Genomic DNA, 20,703 nt, shown 5'->3' on the forward strand with positions numbered 1-20,703 from the left:
CCGCTCGCGGGATAATCGGCTTTTGTCATTCTTCAAGCGTTACGCGCAGGGCATTTACATGAACGTATCACCCACCGGCAGCGAGGCCGCGGCACTGATTGCGCGGCTGGACTGGGCACGAAGCCCCCTCGGTGACGCCATTGATTGGCCGCAAAGCCTCCGTACAGCCGTCGACATCGTGATTCATTCGCCCATGCCGATGCTGTTGCTGTGGGGCGCCGAACTCACACAGATTTACAACGACGGCTTCGCCCTGCTGGCCGGCAACAAGCACCCGGCTGCCTTCGGCCAGCCCGCCGACCTGATCTGGCCGGAACTCAAGCCTTTCACCGACCCGATCTACAGCGCCGTCCTCACGGGCCAGGTGCGCACCTTCACCGAACAGCGTTTCGTGCTGCAACGCAACCACCGTGACACCGAGATCTGGCTCGACCTGACCTACAGCCCGATTCGTGACGAACGCGGCCAGGTCGCCGGGATCCTGATCACCGCGATCGAAACCAACGAGCGCCGGCGCATCGCCCTGGAACTCCAGCAGCGTACCGAAAACAGCCTCAAGGCCCAGCGCAACACCGAGCAGCGCCTGCAACTGGCCCTGGCCGCCACCGACGCCGTGGGCACCTGGGACTGGGACATCGGCGAAGACCGGTTTATCGCCGACGCGCATTTCGCCCAGTTGCACGGCGTTGATCCTTGCGATGCCGGCCTGCTGCCCATCAGCGATTACCTGCAAGGCGTGCACCCCGAAGACCGTGGCATGGTGGCCCGCAGCATCAAGCATTGCATCACCCACGGCACCGAATACGCCGAGGAATATCGCCTGCTGCAAGCCGGTGGCGAAGTGCGCTGGGTGTTTGCCCGGGGTCGCTGCTACAAGGACCACCATGGCCGCCCGGCGCGCTTTCTCGGCGCCGCCCTCGACCTGACCGAACGCAAGCACACCGAACAGGCCCTGCGCCAAAGCCAGACCGAGCTGCAGTTGATCATCAACGCCATGCCGGTGCTGATCGGCTATGTCGATCATGAGCAACGCTTTCGCCTGAACAACAGCGCCTACCTGGACTGGTACGGCATGACCCCGCAGGAGCTGTACGGCAAGTCCATCCGCGAGGTGCTGGGGGATGAAGTCTATGCCGGGCGCGTCGACAAAATCGAAGCGGCGCTCAAGGGCAAGGCCTGCAGTTTTGTCACCGTCACGCCGCACCATGACGGGCGGCCGCGCCACGCGCTGATGAAATACCTGCCGCGTTTCAGCGCTGACGGATCGGTCAACGGTTTCTACATTTTTGTGATCGACGAGACCGAGCGCAAGCTCACCGAAGAAGCCCTGCGCCATCTGAACGAAAACCTCGAAGAGCGCGTCAGCCAGCGCACCCAGGCCCTGGCCGAAGCCAACCAGCGCCTGCAAAACGAGATGTTCGAGCGCGAGCGCGCCGAAGACGCCCTGCGCCATGCCCAGAAGATGGAAGCGGTCGGCCAGCTCACCGGCGGCATCGCCCATGACTTCAACAACATGCTCACCGGGATCATCGGCAGCCTGGACTTGATGCAACGCTACATCGCCGCCGGGCGCAGCGACGAGATCGGCCGCTTCACCGACGCCGCCGTGTCCTCGGCCCATCGCGCCGCCGCGCTGACCCACCGCCTGCTGGCCTTCTCGCGCCGCCAGTCGCTGGACCGCAAGCCGGTGGACCCGAACCAATTGGTGGCGTCCCTGGAAGACTTGTTCCGCCGCACCAAGGGCGCGCACATCGAACTCAAGGTGAACCTGGGTGCCGACGTGTGGCCGGTGAACACCGACGCCAGCCAGCTGGAAAACGCCCTGCTCAACCTGGTGATCAACGCCCGCGATGCAATGCCCGACGGCGGGCAATTGTGCATCGAGACCGCCAACAGCTACCTCGACGGCACCGACATCACCACCCTGGAGCCGGTCAAGGCCGGCGACTATGTGATGCTCGGCGTGAGCGACAACGGCGCCGGCATGACCGCCAAGATCCTCGCCAAGGCCTTCGACCCGTTCTTCACCACCAAGCCCATCGGCCAGGGCACCGGCCTTGGGTTGTCGATGATCTATGGCTTTGCCCAGCAGTCCGGCGGCCACGTCACCATTGAAAGCCAGCCTGGCCAGGGCACCTGCGTGCGCCTGTACCTGCCGCGCCTGCATGGCACCGCGCTGGAAAGAACCGCGCCCGCCAGCCAGGCCGAAGCCCCGGTGGCGCTGGCGGGTGAAGCGGTGGTGGTGGTCGAGGACGACCCGGCAGTGCGGATGCTGGTGGTGAATGTACTGGATGAACTGGGCTACACCGCCCATCAGGCGGCGGATGCACGGGCGGCGTTGCCGTTACTGGAATCCGATCTGCGCGTGGACTTGCTGGTGACCGACGTGGGCCTGCCCGGGATGAATGGCCGGCAACTGGCGGAGATTGCACGGCAGCACCGGCCCGAACTCAAGGTGCTGTTCATGACCGGTTACGCCGAGAAAGCCGCCGAGCGCCAAGGGTTCCTGGAGGAAGGCATGGACATGGTGGCCAAGCCGTTTTCGATTGACCTGCTGGCTAACAAAATCCGCAGCATGATCAGCTCAGAGGCCTGACTTCAGGCATAATCGCGCGCCGTTTCACATCAGGACCGATCAATGAAAGCCCAAGCCCGTCACATTCTGGTGAAAACCAGCGAGGAAGCCGAACAGCTCAAGCAGCGTATTGCCAAGGGCGAAGCGTTTGATGTGTTGGCCAAGAAGTATTCCACCTGCCCTTCCGCCAAGCGCGGCGGTGATCTGGGTGAAGTGCGGCCGGGGCAGATGGTGGGGGTGATTGATGCGGTGATCTTCAAAAAGCCCGTGAAGGTGGTTCACGGGCCGATCAAGAGCAAGTTCGGGTATCACCTGGTGCAGGTGTTTTACCGGGATTGAGGGGCTTGTTGTGGCGAGGGAGCTTGCTGTGGCGAGGGAGCTTGCTCCCGCTGGGCTGCGTAGCGGCCCCAAAAAGCCGGGAGCGCTTCGCACTCCAGCGGGAGCAAGCTCCCTCACCACAATAGATGGCGTTAGTCTCGGGGAATCAGTGCACCCGGTACCTGAATGACCCGGCTCGCCAGGCGATGCCCGGCCAAGGCTGCATCCTGCGGCGAGCCGCCCTTGAGCCGGCTGGCCAGGTACGCCGCACTGAATGAATCCCCTGCCGCCGTGGTGTCGACCACCTTCTCCACCACCAACGCCGGCACCTCGAATCGCTCATCCTCACAACGAATCAGGCAAGCATCCGCGCCCCGCTTGAGCACCACCTCGGCAATCGTCGGGTACGCCGCAAATACCTGTTCGCTATCCTCATAGCCAAACAACGCCCGCTCGTCATCTTCGGTCAACAGGGCGATATCCACCTCGGCCAACACCGTGTGATACGCCGCACGCGCCGCTTCTAGACTGGCCCATAAACGTGGCCGGTAGTTGTTGTCGAACACCACTTTTCCACCGCGCTTACGGGTTTCGATCAGAGTTTCCAGCAGCCGCTCACGGCCCACCTCGCCCAACACCGCCAGGGTGATGCCGCTGAAATACACCACGTCATACCCCGGCAACGCGGCCAGAATCGGCTCGGCCGCCGGTGTGGTGAAGCAGTCGCGTACCGCCGCTTCGTTGCGCCAGTAGAGGAATTTGCGCTCGCCCTTGGCGTCGGTCTGGATGCAGTACAAACCCGGCAAGCGCCCGGGCAAGCGCTGGACCATACCCACGCCCAGGCCTTCCTCAGCCCAGTGCTTGCACATGGCGTCGCTGAAGCTGTCATCGCCCAGGGCGGTGACGTAGTCGACGGTGCTCGGCTCACCCAGTTCGCGGCGCAGGTAGACCGCGGCGTTCAGGGTGTCGCCGCCGAAGCTTTGTTGCAGGCTGCCGTCGGCGCGGTGTTGCAGTTCGATCATGCATTCGCCGATGAGGGCGATGCGGGGTTTTGTGTTCATGCCTGGGGTCTCTCGATGTACTTGAGGGCCTTATCGCGGGCAAGCCCGGCTCCCACAGTTGACCGTGTTGTACCTGAAGGAACACGGTCGATGTGGGAGCTGGCTTGCCTGCGATGGGCGCGACTCGGTCTAGAAGCAGGTATGCAGGCTTTCGATCACTTGCAGCTGCTCATCCACCAAATTACCCACTTGCCACTTGTCGAACGTCAGGCACGGGTGGGAAGTACCAAAGGAGATGATGTCGCCAATACGCAACTCAACCTCCGGCGCCACCACCATGAATGCATGCTGGTCCATCACGGCGGTGACCTTGCACGCGGTCACGTCATCCCCTACCGCCGGCAGCACACCCGCCTTGTAGCGCTTGAGCGGCACCGGCAGGCCGGCGTCGTAGGCAACATCGCGCTTGCCGAGGGCGATCACCGCGAAGCCTGGCTCCGGTAAGGACTGCACGTGGGCCCAGACTTCCAGCGCGGGGCGCAGGCCTTCGTTGAGGTCGCTGCGACGGTCGAGTACGCAGCATTGCGCTTCTTTGTAGATGCCGTGGTCGTGGGCCACGTAGCTGCCCGGGCGCAATACGCTGAGGAAGCGGCCGGCGGCGTTCTGGGCTTCGAAGGACTCGGCGATCAGGTCGTACCAGGCCGAGCCCGAGGCGGTGATGATCGGCTTGCCGAGGTCGAAGGCGCCGCTGTTTTGCAGGTCGACGGCCAGGCGCACCAGGGAAGCGGCGAATTCACGGATGCCGCTGATAGCGTGTTCGCCGTGGATCACCCCTTCGTAGCCTTCAATGCCGGTGAGGGCCAGCGCAGGCTGGGCCTTGATCGCCCTGGCCAGGTCGAGCACCTCCTGTTCGCTGCGGCAACCGCAACGCCCGCCGACCACACCGTATTCGATCATCACGTTCAGGCGCAGGCCACGGGCGGCGAAGAATGCGCCCAGGTCGGCGACGTTGTCCGGGTGGTCGACCATGCAGTGGAAGTCGAATTCCGGGTCGCCCAGCAGGTCGGCAATCAGCGCCATGTTCGGCGCGCCCACCAGTTGGTTGGCCATCAATACCCGGCGAACACCACCGGCATACGCGGCACGGGTCTGCACGGCGTTGGCCAGGGTGATGCCCCAGGCGCCCTGTTCGATCTGACGCTGGAACAGCGCCGGCATCATGCTGGTCTTGCCGTGGGGCGCCAGTTGCGCGCCGCTGTTGCTGACGAATGCCTGCATCCAGCGGATGTTGTGTTCCAGGGCATCACGGTGCAACACCAGGGCCGGCAGGCTGACGTCACGCACCAGATGCGCACCGACTTCGGCGGCGCCTTTTTCAACGGCATTGAAGGCAGACATAAGGGTTTCCTATTCGTTGATGCGACGGGCCAGGTTGTTCGCGCTGTCGATCAGCACCCGGCGATAGTCGTTGTAGTTTTTGATGGCATCGGCCCGTGGGGCCACGATGCACAGGGTCGCAATGCTGATGCCTTGGGCGTCCCGCACCGGGGCAGCAAAGCAATGGGTAAAGGTGTCGGCAACGCTGTCGAAGGAGAAAAATCCGTCGAGGGTGGCCTGACGAATTTGCCCGAGGAAGGTTTCCAGAGGCAGACGCTGACCGTCGGGGAGGATGAAATCGTCGTAGTCGATCAGGTCGATGATTTGCTGGTCGCTCAGGTGGCCCAACAGCAGGCGGCCGGAGGCGGTCCAGGGGATTGGGGCGTTCTCGCCGATGTCGGAAGAAATGCGGAAATGCCGCTCGCCTTCGCGCATCAGGGCCACGGTGTATTTGCGCCCGTTGAGCAGGCACATCTGGGCGGTTTCGTGGGTCTGGCTGACGATTTCCTGCAGAGCGTGGTCGGCTTCGCGAGTCAGGTCGAAATGACGCAGGTGGGCCTGGCCGAGGAAGTACAGTTGACGGCCGAGGTAGACGTGACCGTCCTTGCCCACGGTTTCGAGGATGCGCCGCTCCAGCAACGAGGCCACCAGTTCGTAGACCGTGGACTTGGGGCTGCCAATGCCGCTGGCGATATCATTCGGGCGCAGGGGTTGGCCGATTTCCTTGAGGAAATCGAGGATATCGAACGCCCGGTCGAGGCCTTTGGCGCGGCGTTTGATGGTGTCTTCGGTCATGGCAGTTTCGGGTCCCGTCAAATTTAAAGGCACGTAAAGAACTCTGTGGCGAGGGGGCTTGTCCCCCGTTGGAGTGCGCAGCGCTCCCGCTTTTTTGGGGCCGCTTCGCAGCCCAACGGGGGACAAGCCCCCTCGCAACAAAGGCACCACCACAGGTCAAAGGTGTGGCGCAGCATTTAGCCTTTTTTCTTGTAGGCCACGCAATCGATCTCCACCTTGCAGTCGACCATCATGTTCGCCTGCACACACGCCCGCGCCGGGGCATGTTCCGGGTTGAAGTATTCGCCGAACACTTTGTTGAAACTCCAGAAGTCCCGTGGGTCTTCCAGCCACACACCCACGCGCACCACATCTTCCAGCGCGTAGCCGGCCTCTTCGAGGATCGCCACCACGTTCTTCATGGTCTGGTGCGTCTGCTCGACGATCCCGCCGGTGATGATTTCACCGTCCACCGCCGGCACCTGGCCCGACACGTACAACCAGCCGTCCGCTTCCACCGCGCGGGCGAAAGGACGAGGCTGGCCACCGCCTGCGGTGGCGCCGGTGCCGTAACGAGTAATGCTCATAATGGATCTCCTGAAACGAGTGAATTAAAAACGAATGTTCTTGAGAAATTCCGCCAGTCGCGGCGATTGCGGGCGTTCGAAGATGTCTTTCGGCGGCCCCTGTTCTTCAATGCGGCCCTGGTTCATGAAGACGATCTTGTCCGAGACTTCATAGGCAAAGCGCATTTCGTGGGTGACCAGCAACATGGTCATGCCCTCCTCCGCCAACCCCTTGATCACGCTGAGCACTTCGCCCACCAGTTCCGGGTCGAGGGCCGAGGTGACTTCGTCGAACAGCATCAGGCTTGGGTTCATCGCAATCGCCCGGGCAATCGCCACGCGCTGTTGCTGGCCGCCCGACAATTGGCCCGGGAAGTGATTGCGCCGCTCCAGCAGGCCGACACGGTCCAGCCATTTTTCCGCCAGTGCAACCGCTTCGTCCTTGCCCATTTTCTTGACCTTGAGCAGGCCCAGGGTGACGTTCTGCAACGCGCTCAAATGCGGGAACAGGTTGAATTGCTGAAACGCCATGCCCGTCATCGCGCGGTGCTGGGAAATCACCCGTTCCGGATGGCGCACGCGCTTGCCGCCGACGTCGCTGTAGCCAATGGATTCGCCGTCGAGGGTGATCTGGCCACCCTGGAATTCTTCCAGCAGGTTGACGCAACGCAGCAGCGTGGTCTTGCCCGAACCGCTGGAGCCGATCAACGTCACGACGTTGCCGCGCTGCATGCTCAGGTCGACGCCCTTGAGCACTTCCACCGGGCCGTACTGTTTACGCAGGCCGCGAATGTTCAGCAGTGGCTGGCTTTCTTTTGAGAGTTGGTTCATGGCAACGCCACCCGCTTTTCAATGTAACGCCCCAACAATTCGATGGCGTAGTTGATGACAAAAAACATAAAGCCTGCGAACAGGTAGAACTCCAGGGTCATGAACGTCCGGGCGATGACCTGTTGGGTGCTGAGCAGCAATTCGGCCACGCCGATCACCGACAGCAACGTGGACGCCTTGACGATTTCCGTGGACGAGTTGACCCAGGTCGGCAGGATCTGCCGCAACGCCTGAGGCAGCAGCACATAGCCCAGGGACTGGTAGAACGTCAGGCCGATGGCCTTGCCCGCTTCCAGTTGCCCTTTTGGAATGGCTTGCAACGCACCGCGCACGATTTCCGAAACGTGAGAGCCGCAGAACAGCGTCAGGCCCACGGCACCGGCCTGGAACGCGGTGATCTGCCAGCCAAGCGCCGGCAGCATGTAGAAGCATGCCAACACCAGCACAAACACCGGCGTACCGCGGATCAGGTCGACGTACAGGCGAAACGGCGCGCGCATCCAGAATTTGCCGTAGGTCAGGATCAACCCGGCAACGATGCCGATCAGGGTGCCGAAGATAATGGCCAGGGCCGAGCAATAGACGCTGGTCTGGAACCCCGCCCAGAGGGTTTCCCGGGCGATCCACAACTCATGCAGCCAGCTGGGGGATTCGTACATGGGCGCTCCTTAGCGGCGAATCGCCAAACGCTGTTCCAGGTAACGGAGCAGCATGGCAATGAGGTAACAGGCAGCCACGTAGAGCGCGGTCGTGACCATCCAGGTTTCAATCACCCGGTAGCTTTCGACGTTGATCTTGCGGGCGTAATAGGTCAGCTCCGGCACCGCGATCGCGGCCGCCAGGGAGGTGTCCTTGAACAGCGAGATGAAGTTGTTCGACAGCGCCGGCAGCACGTTGCGCAGCATCACCGGCACGGTGATGTACGCGCGGATGCGCCATTCGCCCAGGCCGATGGCCAGGCCCGCTTCACGCAACCCCTTGGGAATGTTCAAGAGGCCTGCGCGGAATACTTCGGTCAGGTAGGCACCGGCGTACAGCGACAGCGTGATGATGAACGAGGGGATCTTGTCCAGCCGGATACCCAGGCTCGGCAAGGCGAAGTAGATCAACAGGATCAGCACCAGGATCGGGGTGTTACGGATCACCGTCACATACACCGAGGCCACGATGCGTAGCGCGCGGTGTTTGGACAGCATGGCAAACGCCATCAACAGGCCGATCACGCAACCGATGGCGATGGACAGCAGTGCCAGTTCAAGGCCGAGGCCGAGCCCCGCCAGCAAGCTGGGGAAGTCGCGCCACACAGCGGCAAAGTTCAACTGATAGTTCATGGTCGGCAGTACCTGATTGGGGCGCCGTCAGCGACGCCCCAGTGTTTACGAATTACTTGAACTCAACCGGGAAACCGATCGCAGGCTCTGGCAGATCCACACCGAACCATTGCTTGAACGAGGCCTTGTACATCGGGAATTCCACGCCGGTCATGGCTTCATGCAGCGCGGTGTTGACGAAGTTCAGCCAGTCCTGGTCGCCACGCTTGACGGCGCACGCGTAGGTCTGCGGGCTCCAGGCGTAGCTCGGGCTGCGGTAGCGACCCGGGTTTTGCACCATCAGGTACTTGACCGAGGACTGGTCGGTGGCGGCGGTGTCGGCACGGCCGGAGTTCACGGCCTGGTACATCAGGTCGACACTGTCGTACTGGTCGACCTTGGCTTTAGGCAATGCCTGGTGCACCAGCTCTTCGGCGTAGACGTTCTGCAGCACGGCCACGGTGACGTCGCTGCCTGCGGCTTGCAGGTCTTCGATTTCCTTGTACTTGCTGTTGGCCGGCAGCAGCAGGCCCACGCCTTCGCGGTAGTACGGCAGGGTGAAGGCCACTTGCTGCGCACGGCTGGCGGTGACGGTGATGAACTGGCAGCTCATGTCGACCTTGTCGGTCAACAGGTTGGGAATCCGGGCGTCGGAGGACTGCACCACGTACTCGACTTTGCTCGGGTCGTTGAACAGCCCCTTGGCGACGATGTGGCCGATGTCGATATCAAAACCCTGCAACTTGCCATCCGCTCCCTGGAAGTGCCACGGCGCATTGGTACTGCCTGTACCCACGATCAGGTGCCCACGCTTGAGCACCGTATCGAGCTTGCTGTCCGCCGCTTGCACTACGCTTGCGAGGGAAGCCGATGCGGCGAAGAGAAAAACACACGCTTTAAACACGGAAGGTCGGTGATGCATGACAAGCACTCCAGGAGTTGTGTATTCCGCTATACCGGAACTTAGTATGTAACAACGGAATAGACAGCAGAAAGTGTGCCATACGCGGTAACAGAAAAATATTGCGGGATTAATTTCTTTTAAAATCAATTAGATAAATTTGTATCGGCGATGAGGCGTTAGGCCAGTCGTTGCAATCAGATTGCTACCGTTGGCTACACACCGGGGTGACAGGCCACATTTAGGTGCGGGAGCAGCGCGTTACCGTGCACGAAAGAGGTGCGATGGCCGAATGGAAATATCCCGTGGCTGGGCTAGCCTTTGCAGGTGATCCGCCCCCAAGGAATGCGCTCAGATGAAGATCAGTCTTGTGCTTATCGTGTTGTCGCTGGTGTTCGCCAGCCAGGTGTTTGCCAAGGATGACCGGCGCGAATGCAAGGCCGAGCTGGTCAAGCTCAAGGCGGCGTTCAGTACGAACTACACCACCCAGAATCATCATGGGTATCGTCGGGCGAAGGACGCCAAGGAACAGGGCGACTATAAGCAGTGCGTGGGGTTGGCGAAGAAGGCTCGGGAACGGGCGCAGCGTTGAAAGCCTTGGGGCTGCTGCGCAGCCCAACGGGGGACAAGCCCCCTCACCACAAAAGCGGATTGCTGCAGGGGACCTGTTAGTTTTGACAGTAGACCGTTTTGATCGCCGGGTTTAGCGTGGGCCTTGCCCTTTTGCCAAGGAGATCATCATGGGAATTGCAACGGCGGTGATTGCCAATGCCGAGGAATATCAGCAAGTGCTCGCGTCGCATGAGACGGTGTTCATGTTGTTTGTCTCGCAGCATTGCCCGGCCTGCGGTCAGGCCGGGCCACTGTTTGAGCAGATTGCCGGAAAATATGGCAGCACCGTGAAAAGCCTGGTGCTCGATACGGCCCAAACCCCCAGGCACCCGGATGTGACTGGCACACCCACCCTGCTGGTGTTCCGGAATGGCCGAATGATCGAGAAGCTGAAGGGGTTCGACGAAAAAATTCTGAGCGAGACGTTCGCCAAGACCAGAATCAGTCCTCCAACATCAACCGCGCCGTACCCGACACCCGAATCGACGCACCCCGCTGCGCGGTGATCTGCGCTTGCAAGCGTGAGCGACTGCCCACGTCCTCGCCCTGGATGATGTCGATACGACCGTTGTGCGGCCAGCCCAGGTCCCGCAGGTAGCCGGCAAATGCTGCGGCAGCGGAGCCCGTGGCCGGGTCTTCGTACACACCGCCCACCGCGAACGGGTTGCGGGTGTGAAACAGCGTCGGGCTTTCAGCGAACACCAGCACCACGGTGCCCAAGCCGGCGTCGGTCATATAGCGGCGACCGGCCTCCAGTTCATAGTGCATCTGGCTGAGCTTGGCGCGGCTGTCGAGGGCCAGCACCAGGTGGTCGATACCGCCATGGATGATAGCCGGCGGGATGCTCGGGTCCAGGTCGTTGCGGGTGTAGCCGAACAACCTCAGGCCCGCGTCCACCAGCGCATCGTTTGCCGGTGCACTGCGGGTTGGCGGGGATTGCAGCGCGGCTTCGATCAGGTCGCCTTCGCTGCGGCCACTGACGGAAATATCGCCATTGTTCAACGTCAGGTGGAATTCGCCGTCGCCCAGCGCCAGGCTCAGGGCTGCGCCGAGGGCAATGGTGGCGTGCCCGCAGAAGGCGACTTCGGCCTGAGGCGCGAAGTAACGCACGCGCCAGCCATCGTCCTGCGGGCAGGCGAATACGGTTTCCGAAAACCCGACTTCGTGAGCGATACGCTGCATCTCTGCAGCTTCCGGCAAGTTGTCACCGATCCATACGCCGGCCGGGTTACCGCCCTGGTTGCCGTCACAGAATGCAGAAATCTTAAGCACGTCCAAAGTCATTCGGGTAACCCTTCCTTAACGGTTCAGTGAGCGGCGATGCTATCCAAAGGCCAGCCCAGCGTCGAATGAAATCCACCCGCTACAGCCGTGCCAGCAGCACCTGCGTAACCCGCCGTTCCTCCACTGCGGCCACGGTCAGGCGCCAGCCCTCGTGTTCCAGGCTATCGCCCACCACCGGCAGGCGATCCAGCAGGCTCATCACCAGCCCGGCCAGGGTCTGGTAATCCTCCGTGGCCACGGCCTTGAAGCCGGTACGCTGGCGGATCAGGTTGAGGTTCAAGGCACCGTTGACCCGGAAACCGCCCGCCTCCTCGACGATATCCGGCCCTTCGACTTCGCTTGCATCCGGCAACTCACCGGCGATGGATTCCAGGATGTCGGTCATGCTCAACACCCCGATAAAATCGCCGAATTCGTTGATCACGAAGGCAATGTGGGTCGACTCCTGGCGCATCTGCTCCAGGGCGTTGAGGATCGAAAAACTCTCCAGCAGGTTGATCGCCCGGCGTGCCAGGTACTCCAGGTTCGGCTCGTTACCGGCCAGGTATTCCTTGAGCAACTCCTTCTTGTGCACAAAACCCAATGGCTCGTCGACATTACCGTTGCGGATCAAGGGCAGACGGGAGTAAGACGAATGCATCAGTTTCAGGCGGATAGTGTCGGGATCGTCCGACAGATCTATAGAGTCCACCTTGGCCCGAGGCGTCATCAGCGTACGGATCGGGCGTTCAGCCAGTTGCAGCACGCCACTGATCATCACCCGCTCGCGCCGGTCGAACAGCGGCCCGCCGCTGGCATCGGGGTTGTCCAGCAGGTCGGCGACCTCTTCGCCTACCTCCTCCACTGCCAAATTGCGCCCGCCGAGCAAACGCATCACCGCATGGGCCGTACGCTCACGCCTCGGCAGCGTGCCCTGGGCCGACTTCTTGCGGCGCGACCGGGCGATCTGGTTGAACAGCTCGATCAGGATCGAGAAGCCGATGGCCGCGTACAGATAGCCTTTGGGGATGTGGAAGCCCAGGCCTTCGGCGGTCAGAGCAAAACCGATCATCATCAAAAAGCCCAGGCACAGCATGATCACCGTCGGGTGGGCGTTGACGAAACGGGTCAGCGGCTTGCTGGCAATGATCATCAGGCCGATGGAAATGATCACCGCGATCATCATCACTGCCAGCTCATCCACCATGCCCACGGCGGTAATCACCGCGTCGAGGGAGAACACCGCGTCCAGCACCACAATCTGCGCAACGATCGGCCAGAACATCGCATAAGCCACGTTGCCAGTGCGCTGAGCCACATGCCCCTCAAGGCGCTCATGCAATTCCATGGTGGCCTTGAACAACAGGAACACACCACCAAACAGCATGATCAGGTCACGGCCCGAGAAGCTCTTGTCGAACACCTCGAACAAGGGCTGGGTCAGGGTCACCAACCACGAAATACTCGCCAGCAAGCCCAGGCGCATCAGCAATGCCAGGGACAAACCGATCAGACGCGCACGGTCACGCTGCTCCGGCGGCAGCTTGTCCGCCAGGATCGCGATAAACACCAGGTTGTCGATGCCCAGCACCAGCTCCAGCACAATCAAAGTCAACAGGCCGAGCCAGGCCGTTGGATCCGCTAACCATTCCATTTTTCAGTATCTCTTCAAGTTTTTCAGAATGCCGGGCACGGCAACGCACGGTCGAGGGACCGGGTAAGGGTAGGCAATTGGAATAAGGGGTGCTTGGCGTTGAGGCAGGCGATCAGCGGGAACGGCGGCAGTGAATGTCTTGGGGAAAGACGACTGGGAGGCTCCGAGAGGGTGTTCATGTAGGTCCTGTTATGGAAAAAGGACTTGAATCGTACAGGCGAAACGGGAATTTCCTACAATCTAAAATTATTACAAGATCTGTAACAGGTAAGGTGTCGACGATTGTCCTGCATGGGTTGAAGGGCCTCTACATCCAGGCCCTCTCACTTCAACCCTTCACACCCAGTCCAACCAATCGATAGACTTAATAAGTTTTCTGCCGAGCAGAAACTCCTCATCGATCGTTCCCACGCTCTGCGTGGGAATGCATACCGTGACGCTCCGCGTCACCCTCGCGCCGGACTTCAGCCAGGCTTGTAGCATCAAGCTTTATCGTCGGGCAGATCCACACGATCTTGCTGCTCTTCACTGATCAGGTATTCAAGAAACGCGGTATACGTCGGCCATGAATCCGGCGCAGTCAACAAGGCCTCCCTACCAAGGCGACACACATCCACGTCGTCACACCAAATCACCCGACCGCCTCCGCCTGAGCAATCCATCACGATCAAACTGGCCGGCGGCTGGGCTAATACCAAAAACTGCCGCGCAAGCTCGGCACGCTCTCGAAGACGTCTGGTTTCATCCAGGACATTCGGCGCAAGCGACCACCCTATCGCGTGCAAGGGCAAAACGTAGATTCCAGAGCCATCGAAGAACTCGGCAGCCTCACGAAAATCATCCGCAAGCGCCAGGCCAAGCTGGCTCTGCACCTCATCAAGAAACCCAGGCTCAACGGCGCGCGCGCCATTCAAAAGCAAACATTGCTGCCGGATCATTGCCAACGTGGACATCAACACCCGCCCTCTCGTCTAGAGATTTGCCCGCGTGCCAAGAAAGCGCAGATAGCGCCCATCCTCGTTCTCAAAGATCTCGGCCCCTGCGCCCATGTATGCCCGCATCAATTCATCGGCGGCCTGGTCATCATGGCCTTGATCCAGCAAAACCTGCCCCAGGCGCAAATGTAAAAACGGATTTCCGAGACCGCCCGGACAGGTCATCGCATAGTCCAAGGCATCCCGGGCTGAGCCGTTGAATCCGGATAAAAAGCATGCATCAGCGATGGCCGCCAATACCCAGGTGGAGGCTTCCCAGTTATTTTGCGGTCCGGGGATCAAGATCCAGGCCTTGTTGTATTGCTCGATGGCCTCTTCATAGCGGCCTTCATCGGCCAATTGATCACCTGCACTGCATAGCGACTGGATCTCTCCGTGCAGCGACGACGCAAGCTCAGTGGTCATGAGGACTCCTCCAGAGATCCATCTGCATCCCAGAACGACCACACCCCAACTTCCTGGCCACGCTCATAAGCGCCCTGCGCCGCCACCCGTCCATTGGCGTGGTAGTCCCGCCAATCGCCGTGTTCGGCACCGTCCACGTAATTCCCCTCGGAAGCCAGGTTGCCGTTTGGGTGGTAGGCGCGAAAAAGCCCATGCCGAATCCATTGCGTGCCGTCGTCGGACAGGTAACGCGAATACCTGAATCGAACCTCTCCGGTCTCGTAGGGAATTTCCGCTATGTGTAACGCGTTTGGTTTTTCGTCCATGGCAAACCTGCTGCGGTATGTTGATGTGCTTTCAGACTCTGTTGAGAAAACTGACTTTAGCCGGCGTTGTACCTTTATGCCCGTTATTCAGAACGGCCCCTTCGTCATCACCCGCTCATCAATAAAAACTGGCCGCCAGGCTTGCAGGGCTGAGCCACAACACGGAAAACCCGGCGAGCACTGCAAATACCGCCGGTTTAATCAAACGAACTGCCATGGAAATACCTCCTGTAGGAGCAAGCAGTAAGCGGCGCCATCAGTGAGTTGAGGTTTTAAACTTTGCAAACGCATCCAGATAAGCCGCCTTCAACCCCACACTGACGGCATCGAGGGTAGCTGAATTGAAAGCCACTTTATCCCGCTGAATAAGCGTCTGGCCTGCGCCTTTTATCTTGATTCGTGAATGCCCGGCATATTTGACACCGCCGATATAAACCGAAAGTTCTACATCAGCCGCATAGTATTCGGGATCACTCCAGGTTTTTACGAAAACCCGATCAATCTCGACCCGGGCTTTAATGGACGATGCCGAATCAGACCCTATAGCCCGCTTGGTAAAGCCAACCCAATCATCAACAGGAACATTGGCCATCCCCTCGTAGAGGCTGACGATTTCGTGGTTCGCGGCATGCCATACAATCTTGCTTCGCTCAGTACAGGGCCCACAACGCTCGTAGCCTGAAACCCCGACAATATCCGACTGAACAGCACTGTTCTTAATGCTGGCCAACTCCGCGTCAGAGGTATAAGAAGCGAAGTGCAACTGGTTGGTGACGCAACCACCCAGCATCAATAAAACAACGATCAGCAACCCTGCTTTCATACTAAATCCCTAGAAAAAACCACTGCATTAAGAATGTCGCGCCTACAGAGGGCCGCGGGCCACACCCTGCCCAAACCGATAAATCGCCAGGCAATACCCAATCAACGCCACTGCCGCCAACAACCCGCCCGCCGCACCTATCCAGGCAAACCCAAAGTGGCTGCCGACCCAACTGCCCATCAGCGCCCCACCGCCAATGCCGATGTTGTAGATCCCGGAAAACATCGCCATCGCCACATCCGTCGCATCCGGCGCCAGCACCAACACTTTGGATTGCAGCGCCAGGCCAAAGCCCATGATGGCCATGCCCCAGAACACGCTCAGGGTCACCAGATACGACACCTCGCCACTCAACGGCAGCAACAACGCCAGGCACAGCGCGAGGATGGTCACCGCGCTGATCAGGAAACGATGGGGGTTAAAGCGGTGCACCAGGCTGAACAGCAGCGAACCGATGATGCCCGCTCCACCGAACACCAGCAGGATCAGGGTCACGGTGTTGCCACTCATACCGGCAACGCCTTCAACGAAGGGTTCGACGTAGCTGTAGGCGGTGAATTGCGCCGTCACCACCATCGCCGTCAACACATACAACGCCACCAGCGCGGGGCGTTTGAACAGCAGCGGCAGGCTGCGCAACGAACCGGAGTTCTGGCTCGGCAGCAGCGGCAAGGTGCGCGCCAGCCAGAACACCAGCCCGGCCGCAAACGCGCCGATCACCAGAAACGTGGTGCGCCAGCCCATGGCTTCGCCCAGCAAGCGGCCGAGCGGGATACCCAGCACCATCGCCAGCGAAGTACCGGTAGCCAGCAGACCAAGGGCCTGCACCTGCTTGCCCTCCGGCGCCAGGCGCACCGCGAGGGACGCCGTGATCGACCAGAACAGCGCATGGGACAACGCAATACCCACCCGGCTGAGCATCAAAATGCCAAAACTGGTGGCCACACTGGACAGGATATGGCTGGCGATAAACATGCCGAACAGCACGATCAGCAGCCTGCGCCGCTCGACGTTGCGGGTCAGCAGCATCACCGGCAGCGAGGTCAGGGACACGATCCACGCATAGATGGTCAGCATCAGGCCGACGCTGGCGATGGGCATGTCGAAGCTCGCGCCGATGGCACTCAGCAGGCCGACCGGCACAAATTCGGTGGTATTGAAAACGAAGGCGGCCAACGCGAGGGCGAAGACCGGTTGCCAGTTGGCTTGAGGTGTTGCGGCGGAAATGCTCATTTACAGGTCGTCGTACTCGTTTGCGCGCAGATCAAGCCGGCCCGATGCCGGCCCTTGAGCCGCGCGCAAAAAATAGTAACACGACGGTTCAGGGATCGACCTGTCCCATCAGCTCCGGAATCGATTCCGGACGCTTGGCATAACGCTGGGCCAGGGCGGCACACACCATCAACTGGATCTGGTGAAACAGCATCAGCGGCAGGATCAGCACGCCCATGGTCGCCCCGGCGAACAGCACCTGGGCCATGGGCACACCGGTGGCCAGGCTCTTCTTGGAGCCGCAGAACAAAATGGTGATGCGGTCTTCCTGGCTGAACCCGAACGCCTTGCCCAGCACGGTGGACGCCACCAGCACCAGCCCCAGCAACACACAGCAGGCCACCACGAGGCCACCCAGCTCCCACAGCGGAATCTGGTGCCAGATGCCTTCGTTGACCGCTTCGCTGAACGCGCCGTAGACCACCAGCAGGATCGAGCCCTGGTCGACGAACTTCAGCCAGGATTTGTTGCGCCCTACCCACTCGCCGATCCAGCGGCGGGCGATTTGCCCGGCGACGAACGGCAGCAGCAGTTGCACGCTGATCTTCAGAATCGCGTCGACCGTCGAGCCGCCGTCGCCGTGCACGTTAAGCAACAAGGTCACCAGCAACGGCGTGAGGAAGATCCCGAACAGGCTCGACGCCGCCGCACTGCAAATCGCCGCCGGGATGTTGCCCCGGGCCAGGGACGTAAAGGCAATCGCCGACTGCACCGTGGCAGGCAATGCACACAGATAGAGCATGCCCATGTACAGGTCTTTGCCGATCAGCGGCGACAACACCGGCTTGAGCGCCAGGCCCAGCAGCGGGAACAGCACGAAGGTCAGGCTGAACACCAACAGGTGCAGGCGCCAGTGGCCGGCACCGGCGACGATGGCCTGGCGCGACAGTTTGGCGCCGTGCAGGAAAAACAGTAGCGCGATGGCCAGGTTGGTCACCCAGCCGAAGGCCACGGAGGTCTGGCCGCTGGCGGGCAGCAGGGACGCGAGGATCACCGTCGCGACCAGGGTCAGGGTGAAGTTGTCAGGTAAAAAACGTGGGCGGGTCATAAGCCAATCTTCCAGGGGTTGCCAAGAGCATCCTCGCGACTCTAACGTAACGGCTTGTTACCGACTAACGCCAATGAGCCAGTAAATGCCGCCTAAAGGACATGAAAAAACCGTGCGCCGCAGCGTGCCCGGGCTTTCCAGCCTGCCGAGGCCGGTGTATGGCCGTACCGAATCCCTGCCCAACCGCGCACTGACCCGTCGTCACAGTCACCCGTGGGTGCAGTTGTCCTATGCGATTTCCGGGGTGCTGGAGATCCAGACCAGTGCAGGACGCTTCGTCGCGCCGCCCCAGCGCGCGGTGTGGATCCCGGCCGGCATGCCGCACCGGGTGTTCAGTTCGCCCCATACCGAGATGCGCAGCCTGTACCTGGATTGCAGCGTCACCGGCTGGGCGGCCGACCGCTGCCAGGTGCTCGCGGTGAGCAGCCTGTTGCGGGAGTTGATCCGCAGCTTCAGCGAGTTGCCGGTGGAATATGCCGAGGATGGCCCGGACGGGCGACTGGCCCAGGTGGTTCTGGACCAGTTGGCCGCCGCGCCCCAGGTCGATTTGATGCTGCCACTGCCCGCCGACAGCCGCTTGCGCCAGATTTACCGCAGCCTGAACCTGCACCCCGAGCAGCAAACCACCCTGGGGCAGTGGAGCCAGAAACTGGCGGTGAGCGAAAAAACCCTCAGCCGGCTGTTCCTGAGCGACACCGGCCTGACCTTCCGCGCCTGGCGCCAGCGCTTGCGCCTGCTGAGCGCCTTGCCCGCGCTGGAGCAAGGCGAACGGGTGACCGATGTGGCATTGGCCTGCGGCTACGAATCCACCTCGGCGTTCATCAACGCCTTCCGCCAGCAATTCGACGCCACACCCGGCGAATTCTTCCGCTGATCCCCAGACAAAGAAGCTCCAGAGCGGGAACTCGGTCCCCTGTGGGAATCCAGTTGAACAGTTACACCTCGCTCACTCCTGCGCCTTGGCCAACACCGCCTGCAACAACACATCCGCCCCTGCCGTCGACCATTGCGGATAAATCTCCTCCGCCTCGTTATGGCTCAGCCCATCCACACACGGCACAAAAATCATCGCCGTCGGCGCCACCCGGTTCAGGTAGCAGGCATCATGCCCGGCCCCGGAAATCATGTCGCGATGGCTATACCCCAACGCTTGCGCCGAAGCCCGCACCACGTCCACACACGCGCTGTCGAAGGCAATCGGCGCGTACTGGAAGATCTGCTTCACGCTGTGTTGCAGGCCAATCCCCTCGGCAATCCGCGCCACCGCCGCCTGCAACTGCTGGTCCTGATGCGCCAGCACCGCTTCATCCGGGTGCCGGAACTCGACACTGAAAAACACCCGCCCCGGCACCACGTTGCGTGAGTTAGGGAAGATATTCGCCATGCCCACCGTCGCTCGCCCTTCGGCGCCCTGCTCCAGGCCAATCTGGTTGACCGCTTCCACCACCCGTGCAAACCCGAGAAGCGCATCCAGGCGGTGATCCATCGGCGTAGTACCGGCATGTGCGCTGCGCCCGCTCAGTTCCACTTCATACCAGCGCTGGCCCTGGGCGCCAGTCACCACGCCGATGGTCAAGTCCTGGGCTTCAAGAATCGGCCCCTGTTCGATGTGCAACTCAAACGCGGCATGCACCGCCTGGCCACCCACCGGGTGCGCACCGGCATAACCAATCTGCTGCAACGCCTGGCCGATGGTGACGCCAGCCTTGTCTTCGCGGGACAGGCCGTACTCCAGGTCAAACACCCCGGCATACACCCCGGAAGAAATCATCGCCGGGGCAAACCGCGAGCCTTCTTCGTTGGTCCAGTTGACCACTTCTATAGGCCGCTCGGTCTCGATCCCGAGGTCATTCAAGGTGCGCACCACTTCCAGCCCGGCCAGTACCCCGTAGATGCCATCGTACTTGCCGCCCGCCGGCTGGGAGTCGCCGTGGGAACCGGTCAGCACCGGCGCCAGGTGATCCTGGCGCCCGGCGCGACGGGCAAAGATATTGCCCATGGCATCCACCCGGATGCTGCAACCCGCCGCCTCGCACCAGCGCACAAACAGGTCACGACCGCGGCGGTCCTCATCGGTGAGGGCCAGGCGTGAAACCCCACCCTTTTGCGTGCCGCCGATCTGCGCCATTTCCATCAGCGAGCCCCACAGGCGCTCGCCGTCGACCCGCGCCAAGTCACTCATGAGCGGGGCTCCTGAGGCTTGGCCCGGTAGCGGAAGTCACAGTGATGGGCGCCGCCCATGATGGTCTGCGTGCGGGTCAGCTTGATGTCCGGGTTGTAGCCGACGATAAACAACTCGTCGCGGTTGCAGGACAGCAAGTGGCCGATCTCGCCCAGGCCCATCTCGTGGTACATCTCGGCGTAGCGGCAGCGCTTCACGTCGTAGTCATAGTGCTCGGCGTCGCTGGCGATGATCTCGACCTTGAGCGCATCGTCCTTTTCCCAGAGCACTTGCAGCTCGACGAAACTCTTGAGGTCGGCACCCTGTTCTTCCAGTTCGGCAAAGTGCTTGCCGGCCTGGATCGCCGCATTGCCCACCGCCTCGCCGATCACCGCCGCCGCAAAGTCCTTGCCCTGTTCGCGCACCAGAATCTCGTAGATCGGCTTGATGATTTCGGCTTCGATCCGCCGCCGGGCCAGGATGCCCAGTTCACCTTCCAGCTTGCTCATTGT

General features: G+C 61.2%; 23 protein-coding genes. 5 read left to right on the forward strand and 18 right to left on the reverse strand.

Annotated features, from left to right (window positions below; translation table 11 throughout):
* The first annotated feature begins 58 nt into the window (after positions 1-58).
* Together MUM_RS0120085 and MUM_RS0120090 are read left to right on the forward strand one after the other, a co-directional pair.
* Positions 59-2,596 (forward strand): PAS domain-containing hybrid sensor histidine kinase/response regulator, encoded by a 2,538-nt coding sequence (locus MUM_RS0120085; RefSeq protein WP_029616021.1) that lies wholly within the window; start codon positions 59-61, stop codon positions 2,594-2,596.
* Between the two features lie 42 nt (positions 2,597-2,638).
* Positions 2,639-2,914 (forward strand): peptidylprolyl isomerase, encoded by a 276-nt coding sequence (locus tag MUM_RS0120090; protein WP_010173346.1) that lies wholly within the window; start codon positions 2,639-2,641, stop codon positions 2,912-2,914.
* 131 nt (positions 2,915-3,045) lie between these two features.
* On the opposite strand, the gene MUM_RS0120095 is transcribed toward MUM_RS0120090, so the two are convergent.
* The 8 genes from MUM_RS0120095 to MUM_RS0120130 all read right to left on the reverse strand — a co-directional run bounded on the left by MUM_RS0120095 (position 3,046) and on the right by MUM_RS0120130 (position 9,674).
* Positions 3,046-3,954 (reverse strand): sugar kinase, encoded by a 909-nt coding sequence (locus MUM_RS0120095; RefSeq protein ID WP_010173348.1) that lies wholly within the window; start codon positions 3,952-3,954, stop codon positions 3,046-3,048.
* Positions 3,955-4,083: 129 nt separating this feature from the next.
* A complete protein-coding gene (locus MUM_RS0120100) occupies positions 4,084-5,292 on the reverse strand; it encodes an amino acid deaminase (RefSeq protein WP_010173350.1) in 1,209 nt (402 codons plus the stop codon).
* A gap of 9 nt (positions 5,293-5,301) precedes the next feature.
* The gene (locus MUM_RS0120105; RefSeq protein WP_003208002.1) at positions 5,302-6,066 is read right to left on the reverse strand and encodes an IclR family transcriptional regulator; all 765 of its coding nucleotides are present in this window, start codon (positions 6,064-6,066) and stop codon (positions 5,302-5,304) included.
* A gap of 176 nt (positions 6,067-6,242) precedes the next feature.
* Entirely contained in the window at positions 6,243-6,632 is a 390-nt protein-coding gene (locus MUM_RS0120110) for a RidA family protein (RefSeq protein ID WP_010173353.1), read from the reverse strand.
* 24 nt (positions 6,633-6,656) lie between these two features.
* Entirely contained in the window at positions 6,657-7,442 is a 786-nt protein-coding gene (locus tag MUM_RS0120115) for an amino acid ABC transporter ATP-binding protein (protein ID WP_010173355.1), read from the reverse strand.
* Entirely contained in the window at positions 7,439-8,101 is a 663-nt protein-coding gene (locus MUM_RS0120120) for an amino acid ABC transporter permease (protein WP_010173357.1), read from the reverse strand. Before MUM_RS0120120 ends, MUM_RS0120115 begins: the two co-directional genes overlap by 4 nt.
* A 9-nt stretch (positions 8,102-8,110) precedes the next feature.
* Positions 8,111-8,773 carry an amino acid ABC transporter permease gene (locus MUM_RS0120125; protein WP_003207993.1) on the reverse strand — a complete coding sequence of 221 codons (663 nt, stop codon included), beginning with the start codon at positions 8,771-8,773 and terminating at the stop codon, positions 8,111-8,113.
* 52 nt (positions 8,774-8,825) lie between these two features.
* A complete protein-coding gene (locus MUM_RS0120130) occupies positions 8,826-9,674 on the reverse strand; it encodes a transporter substrate-binding domain-containing protein (RefSeq protein WP_010173359.1) in 849 nt (282 codons plus the stop codon).
* A gap of 334 nt (positions 9,675-10,008) precedes the next feature.
* Here MUM_RS0120130 and MUM_RS0120135 point away from each other — a divergent pair, with 334 nt between their 5' ends.
* Complete coding sequence (locus tag MUM_RS0120135) at positions 10,009-10,245, forward strand: hypothetical protein (RefSeq protein ID WP_010173361.1); 237 nt, start codon at positions 10,009-10,011, stop codon at positions 10,243-10,245.
* A gap of 148 nt (positions 10,246-10,393) precedes the next feature.
* On the forward strand, positions 10,394-10,771 hold the full coding sequence (locus MUM_RS0120140; protein ID WP_029616022.1) for a thioredoxin family protein: 378 nt from the start codon (positions 10,394-10,396) through the stop codon (positions 10,769-10,771).
* On the opposite strand, the gene MUM_RS0120145 is transcribed toward MUM_RS0120140, so the two are convergent.
* The 8 genes from MUM_RS0120145 to MUM_RS0120190 form a co-directional block, all read right to left on the reverse strand.
* A complete protein-coding gene (locus tag MUM_RS0120145; protein ID WP_010173365.1) occupies positions 10,707-11,549 on the reverse strand; it encodes a PhzF family phenazine biosynthesis protein in 843 nt (280 codons plus the stop codon). The two genes, MUM_RS0120140 and MUM_RS0120145, sit on opposite strands and share 65 nt — an antisense overlap.
* Before the next feature lie 79 nt (positions 11,550-11,628).
* Positions 11,629-13,182 carry a TerC family protein gene (locus MUM_RS0120150; RefSeq protein WP_010173367.1) on the reverse strand — a complete coding sequence of 518 codons (1,554 nt, stop codon included), beginning with the start codon at positions 13,180-13,182 and terminating at the stop codon, positions 11,629-11,631.
* Between the two features lie 482 nt (positions 13,183-13,664).
* Positions 13,665-14,135, reverse strand: a complete 471-nt coding sequence (locus MUM_RS0120160; RefSeq protein ID WP_010173369.1) for a hypothetical protein — start codon at positions 14,133-14,135, stop codon at positions 13,665-13,667.
* 18 nt (positions 14,136-14,153) lie between these two features.
* Positions 14,154-14,582, reverse strand: a complete 429-nt coding sequence (locus MUM_RS0120165) for a hypothetical protein (RefSeq protein ID WP_010173370.1) — start codon at positions 14,580-14,582, stop codon at positions 14,154-14,156.
* Positions 14,579-14,782, reverse strand: a complete 204-nt coding sequence (locus MUM_RS0120170; RefSeq protein ID WP_442962340.1) for a toxin-antitoxin system YwqK family antitoxin — start codon at positions 14,780-14,782, stop codon at positions 14,579-14,581. Before MUM_RS0120170 ends, MUM_RS0120165 begins: the two co-directional genes overlap by 4 nt.
* Positions 14,783-15,143: 361 nt before the next feature.
* Positions 15,144-15,710 carry a hypothetical protein gene (locus MUM_RS0120180; RefSeq protein ID WP_010173372.1) on the reverse strand — a complete coding sequence of 189 codons (567 nt, stop codon included), beginning with the start codon at positions 15,708-15,710 and terminating at the stop codon, positions 15,144-15,146.
* Positions 15,711-15,752: 42 nt separating this feature from the next.
* Positions 15,753-16,943, reverse strand: a complete 1,191-nt coding sequence (locus MUM_RS0120185) for a sugar transporter (RefSeq protein WP_010173373.1) — start codon at positions 16,941-16,943, stop codon at positions 15,753-15,755.
* A gap of 88 nt (positions 16,944-17,031) precedes the next feature.
* On the reverse strand, positions 17,032-18,030 hold the full coding sequence (locus tag MUM_RS0120190) for a bile acid:sodium symporter family protein (RefSeq protein ID WP_010173374.1): 999 nt from the start codon (positions 18,028-18,030) through the stop codon (positions 17,032-17,034).
* A gap of 85 nt (positions 18,031-18,115) precedes the next feature.
* Here MUM_RS0120190 and MUM_RS0120195 point away from each other — a divergent pair, with 85 nt between their 5' ends.
* The gene (locus MUM_RS0120195) at positions 18,116-18,904 is read left to right on the forward strand and encodes an AraC family transcriptional regulator (protein ID WP_010173375.1); all 789 of its coding nucleotides are present in this window, start codon (positions 18,116-18,118) and stop codon (positions 18,902-18,904) included.
* 72 nt (positions 18,905-18,976) lie between these two features.
* On the opposite strand, the gene MUM_RS0120200 is transcribed toward MUM_RS0120195, so the two are convergent.
* Together MUM_RS0120200 and MUM_RS0120205 are read right to left on the reverse strand one after the other, a co-directional pair.
* Positions 18,977-20,212, reverse strand: a complete 1,236-nt coding sequence (locus tag MUM_RS0120200) for a Zn-dependent hydrolase (protein WP_010173376.1) — start codon at positions 20,210-20,212, stop codon at positions 18,977-18,979.
* Positions 20,209-20,700 (reverse strand): L-2-amino-thiazoline-4-carboxylic acid hydrolase, encoded by a 492-nt coding sequence (locus MUM_RS0120205; protein WP_010173377.1) that lies wholly within the window; start codon positions 20,698-20,700, stop codon positions 20,209-20,211. The genes MUM_RS0120200 and MUM_RS0120205 overlap by 4 nt, the downstream gene beginning before the upstream one ends.
* Positions 20,701-20,703 lie beyond the last annotated feature (3 nt).

The sequence above is a fragment of the Pseudomonas sp. PAMC 25886 genome, from assembly GCF_000242655.1.
GTDB lineage: Bacteria > Pseudomonadota > Gammaproteobacteria > Pseudomonadales > Pseudomonadaceae > Aquipseudomonas.